A 14,978-nucleotide genomic window follows, 5' to 3' on the forward strand; every position below is an offset into this window, starting at 1 on the left:
AACCGGCAGGGGCGCTGGTTGTGGGGCGGTGAAGGCGCCCCCCTTAGCGGCGATCCCCGGTTCGATGGCCGAGTCCATGGGGGTAGTGGTCGTAGGCGGTCAGAGCATGTATGACGGGCTCGCCGGTGCGGTCGTTGTGTCAGACCGCGGCGGTGAGCGCGAGGATGCGGCGCAGGACCCGGACGGCCACTCCGCCAGGGGTGCGGCGGCGGTGTTGTTCGAGGTCGAGTCCTCCAAGCGACTGGGCCGCCACCGCTGGACCATCGAACGCACTATGGCCTGGCTCGCCGGCTGCCGACGACTCCACCGTCGCTACGAGCGCAAAGCCGGCCACTTCCTCGCCTTCACCAGCATCGCCTGCACCCTCATCTGCTACCGCAGACTCGCCAAATGAGACGACCTCGGTCTCGATGAAGTCAAGTGCTGATCCTTCTCGGCATCCGCCGAACAGCGAGGGTTCGGCAGCGCGCTTCAGCGCCTCCACTCGGCCGGCGCATCATAAGCGCCCCGGCGTTTTCGGTGGCTGCCAGGGGCCTGGGAAGGGATCATGCGCCAGGGTTGCCATGCGGGACGTCGAGGATGATGTCGGCGGCTCGGGCGATGACGGGGGCGCGGGTGCGGCCGGGGTGGTCGGAGGCGAGGAAGTGACTGCCGACGGCCGTGCAGAAGGCGAGCAGGGCGCGAGCCTCGACCTCGTCGGGGTCGGCGCAGAAGGTGCCGATCGCGTCGCGGGCCAGCTGCATGCGCTTGTTGTCCACGCGGCGCAGGCGGTCGGCGACGGTGTGGTCACGGCGGGGGTGCGGAAGACCTGGCTGCGCAGGCCGGCGTCCAGGTGTCGTCCGATGGCGCTGTCATCCTCGACGACCAGGACGCGGGTCCCCTCCGCGGGTGCGGCGCGCACGCTTGGAAGCCCAGATGACTGATGCCAAGGGGTCGGTGATCCCTACCTTGTTGATCGGGATGAGCGAGCCATTCGTAGAGTTGGCTCGGGGCTGGGCCCCGTTGTCACTGTGGAACATCGCCCCGCCAAGGAACCCGCCCCGGGTGCGGGCGGCGGCTTCGAGGGCGTCGGTGACCAGCTCGGTGAGCGTCTGGTCGGCGATCGCCCCCCACCCCGGTGGCCGCGCCGAGGCGCAGCACCGTCTCCTGGTTTACGTACAGGACGGAATCAGCAGGAGCAGGGCCCACGGCAGCTGAGCGCCGTGGTTCTGCCCGGCCTGGCCGTAGGTGGCAAAGTCGCCGGCGTCGTTGTCGCCGTGCGCAGCCCGGCCGCCCGGGACGGCGAAGGCCGTACGGGTGCCTGAAACGGGAATGCCAGGGCGCGCGGGAGAGGTGGTTACCGCGTACGGCCATGGTGCTGCGAGACCGCTCATCACCGGTCGGTATGCATCACGTGACCGACGATTCACCGATCGTGTCGAGCGGATGTGCCGAAGCGGCCCCGTGGCCACGGTCATCTCAAGATCACGGCCTCGCCCCGCTCTGGCCGCGAAGCTCGGCCCGGTGACGTCCGATGACCGGCAGATGACGGGACGAAGTGCAGGTGAACCGCCCTTGGTCACGGGTTGGGGTGCGCCTGCAACGAGCACATCCGGCCCACAAGGCGTATATGTGAAGCCATTGGAGGTACAAACAGGGTGCGGTAAGCCGAACCGTGCGGGGGCTCCGTTCCTTCCGGGGTGCGAGCGAGGCCAGGCAGCAGGAGATGCACTGTGAAAGTCCTGCAACCCACGCTGGCGAAGATGCCGTGGATGCTCGCGGCGCTGGCCCTCGTGGCTGGCGTCCTGCTGGACCTTTTCGCGCCCGAGCCGTATACGGGACTCCCGCTGCTGGCCGCCGCACCGCTCGTCGCGGGCGCCACGCTCTCCTTCCGCTCCGCGCTCGCCGTCGTGTGTGTCACGTGCGTGGTCTCGGTGGCGGTGGACATCGAACGCGGACGTCCGGCGACGCCGTTGTTCGTCGATCTGGCCGTGGTGGGCGTGATCGGCGTGCTGGCTCTCGCGGTCAACCGGCTCATTGTTCGGCAAGGGCGCGATCTGGCGCTGGCCAGGGATGTCGCGGAGGCAGTCCAGCGAGCGGCGCTTCCGGACCCGCCGAGGGAGGTGGGGCCGCTGGCCGTGGCTGCCGGGTATACGGCGGCGCAGGCCGAGGCGCGTATCGGCGGTGATCTCTTCGCGGTGCAGGAGACGCCGTTCGGGGTGCGGATGATCATCGGGGATGTGCGGGGCAAAGGTATTGCGGCTGTCGCCGCCGTGTCGGTCGCGATCGGAGCGTTCCGTCAGGAGGCCGAGTACGCTCCCAACTTGGCCACGTTGGGAGAGCGGATGGACGAGGCGATGGCCAGGACAGCGGCCCGAAGCGGCCCGGTGATCTCCACGGAGGGTTTCACCACTGCTGTGCTGGCCGAGGTCTCCGCCGACGGGGAGGTGCTGAGCCTGGTGAACCGCGGGCATCCGCCCCCGTATCTGGTTCACGACGGACAGGTCGTACGGCTCGATCCGACCGCCCCACAGCTGCCCCTCGGGGTGGGGCTGGGCGATATCGCTCCTGGCGGCTCGGTTGCTGTCGATGTGGTGCGGCTGCCCCTGGGGGCCTCGCTGTTGCTGGTGACTGACGGTGTCACCGAGGCGCGGGACAAGCGGGGGACTTTCTATGATCCGGTCTCCTCAGGGCGTATGCGCAGGCGGTTCAGGGACCCCGATGCCCTGGTGGATGCCCTGACCAAGGATGTTGGCCGCTGGACCGAGGGCAAACACGATGACGACATGGCCATCTTGGTGGTCACCCGGCGCCGCCGCCCTCCCCACGCCGTCTGAGCCGCGCCGACGTGACCGGCCGCTCACTGGTGTGGTAGCCGCGTGAGCGCGGCCCACGCAGGAAGTCGATAGCGTCTTGTGGGGTCCAGGTGGTCCAGGTCGGGGCTGAACGTTCCCTCCACCTGCCCCAACTCGCGGACCCCACCGACAACTTGGCGTCGCGGGAACGGAGGATGGGTTTGTCAGTGGGGAGCGCGCTGACGCTGCGGCAGCGCGGGCGGGAGGCGGTAGGCACTGCACACGGCGGGCAGCCGTACCCCGGCCAGCCGCAGCTGGGTGATGCGGCTGTGGAAGGCGGCTCCGCGCATCAGATGGTCAGCGACGGCGGCGACCTGACGGTGCTCGGGGTCAGCCAGCACGCTGCCCTCGGTCCAGGCGTTGAACGCTCCCATCGCTGGGCCGCACCAGATCTGCCAATCGCCTCGGCGGGTCTCCTCTCCGTTCTTGGCCCAGCGTGACGCCATTCCCAAGTACCAGCGGAAGACCATTGCCATGCGGTACTTGGCGTCCTGCTCGGCACGACGCAGCCACTGCGGGTGCTGCGCTCGAAGATGGTCGGCGGTATCCCGCCAGACCTCCTCCACCGGCCGGCGCGGCACCCGCTTCTCCAGGTAGTCGCGCTCGTTGGCTGGCAGGTCGTCCAGGCTCGGGTGCCTGCGGTAGAGGCGGTACAGGCGTCCTGCGTGTCCGGGGAACATCGTGCCCCGGGGAAAGCACCTGCACTGTGACACCTTGCTCGAACATGTCCCCGGACGGCGCGGTGGTGCAGTCGGCCAGGCCCACGCCGGACAGCAGTTGTTTGACGGCCGGTGAGGTCCCCGCCTCGGCGACGGACTGGTTGATGGACCCGGTGACCACGTAGCAGGCGCCGAGCGAGAGGGCGGCGACCACCGCCTCCGGGGTGCCGATCCCGCCGGCGGCGCCGATGCGCACCCGGGTCGCGCACGGCTGCTCGCGAGCGAGGCGGTCGCGCAGCCGGACGATCTGCACATGGGAACGGGCCGCCGGACACGGATGCAGACGGCGGACCGGGCCCGGCTGGCGACGCATCGCCGCCTGCGGTTGGGCTCGTTCAGTGAGCTGCGGCTGCACGACTCCCATCACTGCTTGGCGTGTCGCCGATGGGCTGGCTGGTGCGGTTGGCGTGCATCTCGCGGGTGGTCTGCGCGGCTTTCTCGCTGCGCTTCGACTCGTGGCGCAGGCCGCCGTCACCGGTGACGGCGGCCCACAGGGCGAACGCGCGGGCCTTGCGCTCGTGGAGGGTGGCGAGAAGGGCGAGGTCGGGCTCGGGGCGCTGCTGGTAGGCGCGGAACCGGGCTCCGAGTTCGATGAGCTCAAGGCGCAGGACGTCGGGCATGAAGTTCCCGGGCGACGTGAGTGGGTTCTCCCCGAGCGCGGTCGGTGCCCTGCTCGTGACCTTCGGCGTCGCGTGCCTGGCCGGGGTGAGCATCACCGGGGCGCTGCTGGACCGCGTTCCGCACCACACGCTGAACACTGCCGTGGCCACGCAGGCGGTGGGCATGCTCGGACTGTCCGCGGCCGGTACCGATCCGGTGGCGGCGGTGGTGTTCCCGGTGCTGATGGGCGGTGCGCTCGGGCCGGTGTTCATGGCCACCCAGAACGAGATGCTGCGCTCCGCACCGGGCCGCACAGATCTCGCACTCGCAGCCAACTCCGGTGCCTACAACGCCGGTATCGCGGCGGGCGCCGCGCTGGGCGCACTGGCCCTGCCGCTCGCCGGCCTACCGGGCACCTTCCTCATGGGCGGGCTGCTGACCACAGGGGCCTGCGTGTTACTGCTCGGCGAGCGGCTGCTGCCCGCGGCGAAGGCGACACGGGCCGCAAAGGCCCTTCCGAACCAGTAACCGACGTCGCGAGGGTCGGACGGACCATGTTGCGTGAGCCACTCGGGCACAACGTCCATGTCGGCGATCCGACCCTTCGCGGCGTCCTCGGCACCAGGCTGACCCGCGAGCTGCGCAACGTCACGTCGCCGAGACTCCACAACGGGTGCCGTGGCTTCCACCCCGGCAATATCGCTGCGCGGAAGGTCCTCGAATACCGGTAATGCACCCCGTCGGCACAACGAACCGAACCCCGTGCGCCCTACATTCCCCGTCGGGCCGACTGCTTCAGAGGCGGATGATGTTGTTGCACCCGTGGGACGAGCCGAGCCTGGTGACCTGCACGTCCGGCCTCTCGATTTCTCTGAGCGGGAAGCCCAGGTGGTCCCGGAACCGGAGCTCGCCGAATACGTCGACGTTGTCGTCGAATGTCCTGCATGCGGTGCTCTGCCGGATGATGACCTTGCGGCCGCCCGACTTGCCGTGGTCGCGTCCGCCGCTCGATTGCTGCTGGTAGGTGCTCTGGTTGCTCGACTGGGGGCGGTGGTCGTAGCCGCCCGCCCCGCCATCGGCGTAGGCGGTGCCGGCGCCGAGGAGGCCGACGCTGCCGAGAACGGCGACCACGGCGGCAGTCTTGTGAAGCTTGCGCATGTCATCTCCGATATTCGGGCGGATTCGATCGGTAATTGATCGACTTCATACTGTTAATGGAGGTTAAAGCAAAATGAGACGCGCCCACTCGGTGACGCGCCGAATTCCACGACAGTCGCGAACTGACTGGACCACCCCTATCGGCTGACCTGAATTTCAGATAACTGCCCGGCATGGTTTGGCGGTGCTTCGCGGATCAGCCCGGGTCGGCTCGTTCGGCGGGTCGCGTCCTGCTCGGCGTACGCCCGTAGGGGGCAGGTGCGTAACGGCTCAAGGACCTTCTCCCTATCCGTTGCTTGGTCGCCGCTGATCTTGGGCGGGCTCGTTCCGTCCCGCCCTCGTGCCGCGCACGCCGCGGACGCGGACGCCACGAGACGGCTCACCCAGGCTCGTCGACGAGGGCCCGGAAGAATTTCGGACGGCGATGTCGAGAACCGGTGACCGGCTCCGTCCCCGTGGTGAAGGCGACCACAATGGGTCGCACCAGCACCGAGGAGAAACACGATGGCCAAGTACCTGCTGCTCAAGCACTACCGCGGCGCCCCGGCTCCGGCCAACAACGTGCCGATGGACCAGTGGACGCCGGAGGAGATCACGGCGCACGTGAAGTACATGCAGGACCTCGCGGTCCGGCTTGAGGGGACCGGCGAGTTCGTCGACGCTCAGGCGCTCGCCCCTGAGGGGACGTGGGTCCGGTACGACGGTGAGGGGCGCCCGCCGGTCACCGACGGCCCGTTCGCCGAGACCAAGGACCTCATCGCCGGCTGGATGGTGGTCGACGTCGACAGCTACGAGCGCGCCGTCGAGCTGGCCGGGGAACTGTCGGCGGCTCCCGGGGCGGGCGGGAAGCCGCTTCACGAGTGGCTGGAGCTGCGCCCGTTCCTGGCCGCGCCGCCCACCATCACGGAGTGACCGGTCCGATGGACGAGGCCCTGCTCCGGAGCCTCACGCCGAGCGTGCTCGGAATCCTCGTCCGCCGCGGAGCCGACTTCGCGGCGGCCGAGGACGCCGTGCAGGACGCGCTGGTCGAGGCGGTCCGCGTCTGGCCGGCCGACCTGCCGCGGGACCCGAAGGGCTGGCTGGTCACCGTGGCCTGGCGCCGGTTCCTCGACGCGACCCGGGCGGACACCGCCCGCCGCCGGCGTGAGGACCTCGTGGACGAGGAGCCGGCGCCCGGCCCCGCGCCCGCGGTGGACGACACGCTCCGGCTCTACTTCCTGTGCGCCCACCCGTCGCTGACGCCGTCGTCCGCGGTCGCGCTCACGCTGCGCGCCGTCGGCGGGCTGACCACCCGCCAGATCGCCCAGGCATACCTGGTCCCCGAGGCGACCATGGCGCAGCGCATCAGCCGTGCCAAGCGCACCGTCTCCGGCGTGCGATTCGACCAGCCCGGCGACGTCGCCACCGTGCTGCGTGTCCTCTACCTGGTCTTCAACGAGGGCTACTCCGGCGACGTCGACCTCGCCGCCGAGGCCATCCGACTCACCCGACAGCTCGCGGCCGCGATCGACCACCCCGAGGTGGCGGGCCTGCTCGCCCTCATGCTGCTCCACCACGCCCGGCGCGCCACCCGGACCGCACCCGACGGCAGCCTGGTACCGCTCGCCGAGCAGGACCGCGGCCGGTGGGACACGAAGTCGATCGCCGAGGGCGTCGAGATCCTCCAGGCGGCCCTCGCCCGTGACCGGCTGGGCGAGTTCCAGGCCCAGGCCGCCATCGCGGCACTCCACGCCGACGCGCCCACCGCCGAGGAGACCGACTGGGTGCAGATCGTCGAGTGGTACGACGAACTCGCGCGCCTGACCGACAGCCCGGTCGTCCGGCTCAACCGCGCAGTCGCCGTGGGTGAGGCCGACGGACCACGCGCCGGCCTGGCGGCGCTCGCCACGCTCGACGACTCACTGCCCCGCCACGCCGCGGTGGCGGCGTACCTCCACGAGCGCGACGGTGACCTGGCGACGGCGGCCCGGCTGTACGCCGAGGCGGCCCACAAGGCACCCAACCTCGCCGAGCGCGACTACCTGACGCGCCAGGCCGCCCGGCTCAACGCCCGCCGGTGCCGCTGACAGGTCGCGCTCCCCATTCCCGCAAGGGCCCTTTCGGCCCAGGCGAGGCGGGTTCCCTCCGTACGGCCGGTTCGGCCAGCCTCCCACACGCACAGGCCCCCTCCCCGTACGGCTACGAGGTCCGCCCCACATCCCCTGCGCTCGCATATCGCCCGCCTGACCCGTCACGGTCGTTCCTGTCAGATCGCCCCGGTGGTGCGTGGTGGTGCGTGGTGGTGGGGGGTGGGGGGAGGCAGAGGCCCCCGGGGCTGGCGGCGTCACGCCCAACTCCCCATGAGAGGGCGGGGTCCAACTCCCCTATGAGATGGCGGTGATGATGCCAGCCGGCCGTGGCCGTGCGGCACGATGCCGTGAGGCGAGCGCCGGCCACCGGCGCCCTGCCGTATCGCGCCGTGTCGCGCGGGCAAGCCGGTACGAACCGACCGAATCGCCCGAGCCGTCGCACAGGCCATCACAACCACCATGCACCGCTGCCGGCTTGACGCGATGACGCCGGACGGCAAGGCGAGCGGGCCCGCCGGACAGCCCGCTACGGCCTGTCCGGCGGATCGAGCGGAACGGGGACACGGACAGGGCCTACGGTCGCCGTACCTCGAAGAGGAAGCAGCCGTACTCCAAGGCCCGCACGTGTACCAGCGCCACCTCTGGGTCGGCGAAGGCTTCCTCGAAGGCCCGGTCGAATCCGGCCTCGGCGTCCTCGGGGATCTCGAAGAAACGCCCCCCGACGATGTGCCCCTCGCCGTCGTAGCGACGGATGGTGCGCAGCGCCCCCGGCCGCGCGAAGGGATGGCCCTGGGTGCCCAGGGGCCCGTCACAGTCCTCGGCATGGATGAACACCGGCCCTGATTCGTCATACCCCCCGGGCTCCGCCCCGGTCATCTCCGCCCAGCGCCGCAGCGGCGCGTACGAGACGAGCGCGACCCGCTCACCGGGCTCGATGGCCCGCAGACAACAGCGCAGCGGACTGCCCACACAGTCCAGGGGGATGCCGTCTTCACGTGCGGAGTAGGGCTGCAGGGGCCGCCCGGAGTCGTCGGCGTCGCGGAGTTCCTTCAGGGCGGTCGGAGGGATGGGAAGTGAGATGTATGCGGTCATGAGCCCAGCATCGTGGGCTTGTTCCCGGCACGCTGGCGGGATTCGGACGCGAAGGTGGGCGGCGTGGTCGGGCTGTCGAACGGGAGGAGCGGAGTGTGACCGTTGCATCCGCCAGGCGGGGAAGCCCGCGGAGGCTGCCGAATTCGGGGACAGTCGGCTCGCCTGCGGGGTACGCCGTGTCCGATAGACCTCCTAGCCGGTTCAGCCTACAGCGGGCACCGTTTAGTAACGTCGTCGGTTTCGGCTCGTTGGCATGACATGACAAATACGCGTCGTGCACTCGCCGGTCTCGCGCTTGCGACTGTGTTTCTTGGCCAGATGTCGGTACAGGCTTTGGCTGCCTCGGACGATGACACTCCGATTCAACCTCACGTCCAGATGCCTCTGAGCGGCCTCTTCACGGACCATGGCATTCCGGTTGATTGGAGAGTTCTTGGATACGCTCTCTGATACGCGCGGTCTCTGACATGCGCCAACGATGTGCGTGTGGGCAATGCCCCGCCCGAGGGCGGGGCATTGCCATGCCGGCTGCTGCCCGTCGCCGGCCGGTCGTCGGTGACGACGCGGGCCACGGGTGGAATGCCACTGTGCGGTCCCGGTGTTGTGGTGTACGCCGGATTCCGCCAACGAACGGTAACTCGGTGTCGAGTTTGGGCGGCGGGTCGGTGATGACGGGCCAGCGCTGAAGCACGGGCGGCACGCTGGGCGCCGTATCCGTCGTTCTGCGTGCCAGGAGCGCCCATGTCCTTTCTCGATCCGGTAGCCAACACCGCCCGGCTGACCGCCGCCCTGCGAGCCAGGGAATCCGAGCGGCCCGACCGGCTGTTCACCGATCCGCTTGCCGCGGTACTGGCCGGGGAAACCGGGCGCGAGCTGGCCGGTCAACTGGGCGATGTGCCCGCCATCGCGATTCGCACCCGGTTCTTCGACGACCTGCTCACCAGGGTCACCGGTGGTGAGGACGGGCCCCGGCAACTGGTCCTCCTCGCGGCGGGCATGGACACCCGGGCCCACCGGCTGGCCTTCCCCGCCGCCACCACCCTTTACGAGGTGGACCGGCCGGAGCTCTTGCGCCTGAAGGAGACATTGCTGGCGGACGCGCCCCAACCGGCCTGCCGCCGGGTCGCCGTCGGCGTGGACCTCGCGGGCGACTGGCCGCGATCGTTGGCGGAGGCGGGCTTCCGGCCCGACCTACCCGCCTGCTGGCTGGTCGAGGGACTCACCCAGTATCTCCAAGAGCCCGACGTACTCCGACTGTTCGACCGCATCACCGCGTGCTCGGCACCGGGCAGTCACCTGCTGGCCGACTTCGTCGCCGGTTCCCTGCTCCGCGACCCGGCGGCCCGCCCCGTACTGGACGCACTCGCCGAGCAGGGCGCGCCCTGGCACTACGGCACGGACGCGCCACAGCCCCTGTTCACGGAGCGCGGCTGGCGGGTGGAGTCGGTGTCGTTCGCCGAGGTCGGGCAGGAGATGGGGCGATGGCCTGAAGACAGCAACGCGGCCGGGGGCCACCTGGTGCATGCCGTGCGGTGAGGACGGGCCCCGCCGGATCTCAGGGGGAGGGGCGCCGCAGACGTGGTGGCAGTGGGGACGAACGAGTCCAAGGGGTCGAGGCGCCGGCGATCGAGGAGCTGGGTGTGCGATCTCAGGTGAGAAGGCGGCGCAGGTCGGCCTGGGCTCGTTCGACGAGGCTGCGGGCGGTGTGGTCGGAAACTCCGAGGTGGCCGCCGATCCGGCGGTACGAGCGTGCGGGATGGTTGTCGAGTCCGAATCGCAGGATCAGTGCGTCGGCCTGGCGCGGGTCCATGCGGGCCAGGGCTGAGCGGGCCGCACCGATGAAGTCCTGGGTGACGGCCGCGTGTTCGGGATCGGTGAGGGTGTAGCCGGGGGCGGGCGGTTCTTCGTCGTCCTCGGTGGCCACGACGCGGAGTTGCCGGTGGAGTGCGGTGACGGTGGCCGGTGAGATCCCGAGGGCGGCGGCGGCCAGGTTCAGACTGTCGGCGTGCTCGTCGAGGGCGCGGCGCAGGGCGACGGTACGGCCGACGAGGTCAGCGGGCAGGACAGCGGGAAATTCCTGTTGGGAGATGGCGCGCTGGATCTCCTTGCGTACCCAGGTGCGCGCATACGCGGCGAAGGGCACGGCGCGCTCGGGATCGAAACGGGCCGCGGCGATCAGCAGCCCGAGGACGCCGGCCTGCCGCAGGTCTGCCCGGTCGATGTGCCAGGTGCGGTAGCGGGCGGCCTCCCGTTCGACGAGGTGGCCGTGTTCCATGACGAGGCCATCCCGCTGAAGGGCATCAGGTTCGGCGTGATGGCTGCTCACCGCGGCGATCTCCTGGGTCGGTGTCGGTCTGCCGGTATGTGGATACCGGGACAGGCGCCGGACGCGAGGTTCGCACCGTCGCCGGTTGCCGGTATCAACTCCGACGACGGAGCAACGCCGAACCGAGCAACGCCGATCTGGAAGGACCGCGCATGTCCGACGCCAGCAATGCCCCCTGGAAGGCAATCAAGATCGTCCCCTATGGGGCGGTTCTGTACGTGCCGGAGGATTGGGAGGCGCTGCCTCCCGTTCCGGCCAACGGGCCGGAGATCCTGCGGGCCACGGGCGGCCCAGGCCGGAACCTCATCGTCTTCAAGCTGTCTGCCAACGGCCTGACCGCGGCCGGCGTCGCCGACAAGGCTCAGGAAAGGCTCGCAGCCCATGGCTACGAAGACTTCACCCGCACTGAGGTCCGGTTCGCCGGACAAGCGGGAGTGGCACTGGACTTCGTCACCGGCGTCACCGGCGTCACCGGCGTCACCGGCGTCACCAGCGGCACCGGCGGCGCAACGGTCAGCCGCCGGACGCGTGAGTACTTCGCGGTGCGGGGGAACGCCGCCTTCGTGCTCGGCATGGGAAGCGCGACGTGGGAGGAGCACCTGCCGCTGATCGAGCGGATCGCCGACAGGTTCGAACTCGCTGAGTGATCCGTCCCCGCCGCTGGGCGCCGCGCCAGCGCTTGGACTCGTACCAGCACGTGGGCTCCGTACCCCAGTGCTTCGCGGTCCTTCACCGCCTCCTCCAGGCTTCGGCGCCCGCCCGACTTCGAAGCCGGAGGCTCGGTGCACGCCGATCCGGACACCCTCGCGACCGCGCTGTTCGTGACGGTGATGACCAGCGCGGATACAACAAACGGCTGCGGCGCGCGGCGGACCTGCTAGACCGCGGACCGTTCCTGGAGTGCCTTCCCAGTCGTGGGAGCCTCGCGGCCGGGGCGGCCGATGGCTGCCCCGAGGACGGCGTTGTTGGGCAGGAGCGTCTTGCCGTCGTCCGTGTGGAGTTCGACGAACAGCAGGGTCATGTCTGTTACCTCGCCCTCGATCCGGCCGCCCAGCGGACCTGACTGGATGGTGATCCGCTCGCCGATCGTGAACGGGTGCGCGACCAGCAGGACCAGTCCGGCGAAGATGTTGCCGAGCACCGGCTGGGCGGCGATGCCCAGGATCACGCCGGTCAGCGCACCACCCAGCAGCAGCTTGCCCCACGGCACCCGGACCAGGCTGAGTGCGCCCAGGATCACCAGCGCGTATCCGGACAGCAGGCAGATCACCCGCAACGCGGCGGAGCGGTTGTCGCTGATCCGCCCGGTCAGCAGTTTCACCAGATCGTCCGTGGCTCCGCGCACGGCGATCAGCGCGCCTACGAGGAAGACTCCGGCGCTGATGCCGGCGATCACCCGGGAGCCCAGTGACTGGTGGCTGTCCGGGCTCCCCAGGAGTCCGCCGAAGTTGAGCGACACGACGAGCCCGCCGAGAGCGAGCGATGTGGTGATGACGGCCCGCCTGGTCCGGATCACTCCTCGCCAGTGCAACCGGTGCCCGACGGCGGTGCCGCCCGCGGCGTTGTGCGCATGACCCACTGCTGTGCCCCCGTGTTCGATTCCGTGGTGTGGGTGTCGCGGAGCAGACTACCCATGCCCGCGGGGCCGGGATTCCCGCCCTGCTGCTGGTAGGGCGTTTGGTCTGGCGCTGGTGGAGGGGGTGCGAGCCGGGTCGGGGGGAGGCGTTGCGTCGACGTGGTCCGGGTGCGACGGCCTCTGCGGGCGGTCACCCGGCGATGAGGTCCTCCACCGGATGCTCGATTGCTCGGTTGCGCAATTGGTGGGCTATGCTCCTGGAGGTTTGAAGAAGGCACCTCGTTCGGTGAGGCGTCTGCGCGGACACAGGCCACTGACCCCACGACGTCGAGAGACGCCCAGGGTCAGGACAGGTCTCCCCGGCCCAAGGGGTGACCCCAAGTGGCTTCCCCGGCAAGGGGATTACGCCGTGCAGTGCCAAAGCTCTGACGAGTTGGGGTGAACCGGTCACGAGGCCGGTCTGCTCTTTGCCGAGTCGTATGGCGCCATGGTGGCGCCCCGGCCGGGGGGAGGCGAGAGACATGGACTGCGGTTGTAGTAGTCCGGGCCACAGTCGGCCCCGCATCCGATCGACCTCGCCCGTCTCCGGCATGCCGTAGCGACACTTCTCACGCACCATCACCCACACGCGCTCGCCCAGCCCCATGCGGCCCTGTGCCGCTGCGGGCGGGTGGGCCGCGCCCCGGTGCGGCAAGTGGCCGCCGCATGCCCCCGATCGCCTCCCCTTGCCGGGGGAGGCGGGAGGCCCGTCATGACCACAGAACTGACCACCGAACCGTCCGCCGAACCGACCACCACGGCCCCTGCTGCGGCATCGCGCACGGCGGTGCTCGACGACGCCCATGTCGGCGACATCCGTGGCGCGCTGGGCACCATCAAATTGGACGACACCGCGCCCCGCCAAGGGCTGTCCGCCAAGCTCAAGACCCTGCTCGCGATAGTCGGGCCCGGCCTGATCGTGATGGTCGGTGACAACGACGCGGGCGCGTTTTCCACGTACGGGCAGGCCGGCCAGAACTACGGCACGATTCTGTTGTGGACGCTTCTGCTGTTGGTGCCGGTGCTGTACGTGAACCAGGAGATGGTCCTGCGCCTCGGCGCCGTCACCGGCGTCGGCCACGCCCGCCTCATCCTCGAACGCTTCGGGAAGTTCTGGGGCGCGTTCTCCGTCATCGACCTGTTCCTGCTCAACGCCCTCACCCTGGTCACGGAGTTCATCGGGATCACCCTCGCGGCCGGCTACCTGGGGCTGCCCAAGGCCGGTTCGGTGATCCTGGCCGCCGTGGTCATCGTCTCCGCCGCCTTCACCGGCTCCTTCCGCCGGTTCGAGCGGGTGGCCATCTTCCTGTGCGCGGGGTCACTGCTGCTCATCCCGCTGTACTTCATGATCCACCCCAAGTCCTCGCAGATGGCCCACGACTTCGTCGTACCCACCATGCCCGGCGGATCGGGTCAGCTGGCCACCGTCATGCTGCTGATCATCGGCATCGTCGGCACCACCGTCGCCCCCTGGCAGCTGTTCTTCCAGCAGTCCTACGTCATCGACAAGCGCATCACCCCCCGCTTCATGCGCTACGAGAAGGCCGACCTGTGGATCGGCATCGCCATCGTCGTCATCGGCGCCGCCGCCATCATGGGCTTCACCGCCACCGCCTTCACCGCAACCAAGGGCTTCGGCAACTTCACCGACGCGGCAGGCGTCGCCACCGGCCTCGAAGCCCACGCCGGCAAACTCGCCGGCATCCTCTTCGCCATCGCCCTCCTCGACGCCTCCATCATCGGCGCCTTCGCCGTCTCCCTCTCCACCGCCTACGCCATCGGCGACGTCTTCGGCATCAAGCACTCCCTCCACCGCGGCGTCAAGGGCGCCAAGGGCTTCTACGCCATCTACGCCGGAGTGGTGGCCGTGGCCGCCGTGATCGTGCTGATCCCCGGCTCCCCGCTCGGTCTGCTCACCCAGGGCGTGCAGACCCTGGCCGGTGTCCTGCTGCCGTCCGCCTCCGTCTTCCTGCTGCTGCTGTGCAACGACAAGGCCGTCCTGGGCCCCTGGGTCAACGGCCCGAAGACCAACGCCTTCACCACGGCGGTGGTCGGCGTCCTGGTCACCTTGTCCATCATCCTGACCGCCTCCGTCCTCTTCCCCGACATCAGCTCCCAGACGATCATCGACATCATGGCCGCCTGCGGCGTCCTGGGCGTCCTGGCCGCCGGGTACTCCTTCACCCGCCGCCGCACCGCGACCAACGAAGACCCCATCGACCGCACCGGCCGCGACGCCTGGCGGATGCCACCACTGGACACCCTCACCAAGCCCACCCTGTCCACCACCCGCAAAATCGGCATGGGCGCCCTGCGCACCTACCTGCTCATCGCGATGATCCTGGTCGTCATCAAGATCGTCCAGGTCGCCCTCGGGCAGTGAACGCCGTGCGCCCGGGGCGAGTTGACCCGCCCCGGGCGCACGCCCGCTGCCCACCCGCGCCCGGAGGGGAGGAACGGACGCGGGTGGAGGGGAGACTCCGGCACCGGACCCAGATGATGGGAATCCGGAGCAGAGTCCTCAGGGGTTGGTTTCAGTCGGGTTCCGGGCGTCGAAACACCCTG

At 69.8% G+C, this 14,978-nt stretch carries 15 protein-coding genes, 3 pseudogenes and 1 riboswitch; of the genes and pseudogenes, 9 read left to right on the top strand and 9 right to left on the bottom strand.

The features are described 5' to 3' along the window. Positions 1-139 precede the first annotated feature (139 nt). Positions 140-235: pseudogene (locus tag GR130_RS40540) on the bottom strand (IS982 family transposase); the annotation flags it as partial. On the opposite strand from GR130_RS40540, the pseudogene GR130_RS17270 reads away from it, so the two are divergent. Further along, positions 224-394, top strand: a pseudogene (locus GR130_RS17270) (transposase); the annotation flags it as partial. The pseudogenes GR130_RS40540 and GR130_RS17270 sit on opposite strands and share 12 nt — an antisense overlap. A gap of 151 nt (positions 395-545) precedes the next feature. On the opposite strand, the gene GR130_RS17275 reads toward GR130_RS17270, so the two are convergent. Together GR130_RS17275 and GR130_RS39830 are read right to left on the bottom strand one after the other, a co-directional pair. Further along, positions 546-758, bottom strand: coding sequence for a hypothetical protein (locus GR130_RS17275; RefSeq protein WP_443043615.1), 213 nt, complete (start codon positions 756-758; stop codon positions 546-548). 340 nt (positions 759-1,098) lie between these two features. Next, positions 1,099-1,259 (bottom strand): annotated as a pseudogene (locus GR130_RS39830) (divalent metal cation transporter); the annotation flags it as partial. Positions 1,260-1,733: 474 nt separating this feature from the next. Between GR130_RS39830 and GR130_RS17280 the strand changes: the two are divergent. Continuing rightward, on the top strand, positions 1,734-2,816 hold the full coding sequence (locus tag GR130_RS17280) for a PP2C family protein-serine/threonine phosphatase (protein WP_159510038.1): 1,083 nt from the start codon (positions 1,734-1,736) through the stop codon (positions 2,814-2,816). A 182-nt stretch (positions 2,817-2,998) separates the two neighbouring features. Here the strand turns inward: GR130_RS17280 and GR130_RS17285 are convergent, their stop codons facing one another. Both GR130_RS17285 and GR130_RS17290 read right to left on the bottom strand, forming a co-directional pair. Beyond that, positions 2,999-3,514 (bottom strand): hypothetical protein, encoded by a 516-nt coding sequence (locus GR130_RS17285; protein ID WP_159505570.1) that lies wholly within the window; start codon positions 3,512-3,514, stop codon positions 2,999-3,001. Between the two features lie 374 nt (positions 3,515-3,888). Further along, positions 3,889-4,173: a hypothetical protein gene (locus GR130_RS17290; RefSeq protein ID WP_443043616.1), complete on the bottom strand. Its 285-nt coding sequence runs from the start codon at positions 4,171-4,173 to the stop codon at positions 3,889-3,891. Between GR130_RS17290 and GR130_RS17295 the strand changes: the two genes are divergently transcribed. Beyond that, a complete protein-coding gene (locus tag GR130_RS17295) occupies positions 4,172-4,681 on the top strand; it encodes an MFS transporter (protein ID WP_443043617.1) in 510 nt (169 codons plus the stop codon). The genes GR130_RS17290 and GR130_RS17295 overlap by 2 nt on opposite strands. Positions 4,682-4,707: 26 nt before the next feature. Then, positions 4,708-4,884 (top strand): hypothetical protein, encoded by a 177-nt coding sequence (locus tag GR130_RS17300; protein WP_159505572.1) that lies wholly within the window; start codon positions 4,708-4,710, stop codon positions 4,882-4,884. 64 nt (positions 4,885-4,948) lie between these two features. Here the strand turns inward: GR130_RS17300 and GR130_RS17305 are convergent, their stop codons facing one another. Next, on the bottom strand, positions 4,949-5,311 hold the full coding sequence (locus GR130_RS17305) for a hypothetical protein (protein ID WP_159505573.1): 363 nt from the start codon (positions 5,309-5,311) through the stop codon (positions 4,949-4,951). Positions 5,312-5,815: 504 nt separating this feature from the next. Between GR130_RS17305 and GR130_RS17310 the strand changes: the two genes are divergently transcribed. Continuing rightward, positions 5,816-6,223 carry a YciI family protein gene (locus GR130_RS17310; protein WP_159505574.1) on the top strand — a complete coding sequence of 136 codons (408 nt, stop codon included), beginning with the start codon at positions 5,816-5,818 and terminating at the stop codon, positions 6,221-6,223. 8 nt (positions 6,224-6,231) lie between these two features. Then, positions 6,232-7,377 (top strand): RNA polymerase sigma factor, encoded by a 1,146-nt coding sequence (locus tag GR130_RS17315; RefSeq protein ID WP_159510039.1) that lies wholly within the window; start codon positions 6,232-6,234, stop codon positions 7,375-7,377. A gap of 576 nt (positions 7,378-7,953) precedes the next feature. On the opposite strand, the gene GR130_RS17320 is transcribed toward GR130_RS17315, so the two are convergent. Beyond that, positions 7,954-8,472, bottom strand: a complete 519-nt coding sequence (locus GR130_RS17320; protein WP_159505575.1) for a DUF1203 domain-containing protein — start codon at positions 8,470-8,472, stop codon at positions 7,954-7,956. A gap of 741 nt (positions 8,473-9,213) precedes the next feature. On the opposite strand from GR130_RS17320, the gene GR130_RS17325 reads away from it, so the two are divergent. Then, complete coding sequence (locus GR130_RS17325) at positions 9,214-10,008, top strand: SAM-dependent methyltransferase (protein ID WP_159505576.1); 795 nt, start codon at positions 9,214-9,216, stop codon at positions 10,006-10,008. 112 nt (positions 10,009-10,120) lie between these two features. On the opposite strand, the gene GR130_RS17330 is transcribed toward GR130_RS17325, so the two are convergent. Beyond that, entirely contained in the window at positions 10,121-10,798 is a 678-nt protein-coding gene (locus tag GR130_RS17330) for a sigma-70 family RNA polymerase sigma factor (protein WP_159505577.1), read from the bottom strand. 152 nt (positions 10,799-10,950) lie between these two features. On the opposite strand from GR130_RS17330, the gene GR130_RS17335 reads away from it, so the two are divergent. Beyond that, positions 10,951-11,445, top strand: coding sequence for a hypothetical protein (locus tag GR130_RS17335; protein ID WP_159505578.1), 495 nt, complete (start codon positions 10,951-10,953; stop codon positions 11,443-11,445). A 230-nt stretch (positions 11,446-11,675) separates the two neighbouring features. Here the strand turns inward: GR130_RS17335 and GR130_RS17340 are convergent, their stop codons facing one another. After that, positions 11,676-12,314: a mechanosensitive ion channel family protein gene (locus GR130_RS17340; protein ID WP_159505579.1), complete on the bottom strand. Its 639-nt coding sequence runs from the start codon at positions 12,312-12,314 to the stop codon at positions 11,676-11,678. A 331-nt stretch (positions 12,315-12,645) separates the two neighbouring features. After that, positions 12,646-12,819: riboswitch (M-box (ykoK) riboswitch) on the top strand. A gap of 306 nt (positions 12,820-13,125) precedes the next feature. On the opposite strand from GR130_RS17340, the gene GR130_RS17345 reads away from it, so the two are divergent. Next, positions 13,126-14,796, top strand: a complete 1,671-nt coding sequence (locus tag GR130_RS17345; protein WP_159505580.1) for an NRAMP family divalent metal transporter — start codon at positions 13,126-13,128, stop codon at positions 14,794-14,796. Positions 14,797-14,978: the final 182 nt, after the last annotated feature.

The sequence above is a fragment of the Streptomyces sp. GS7 genome (assembly GCF_009834125.1).
In the GTDB taxonomy this organism is placed as follows: Bacteria; Actinomycetota; Actinomycetes; order Streptomycetales; family Streptomycetaceae; genus Streptomyces.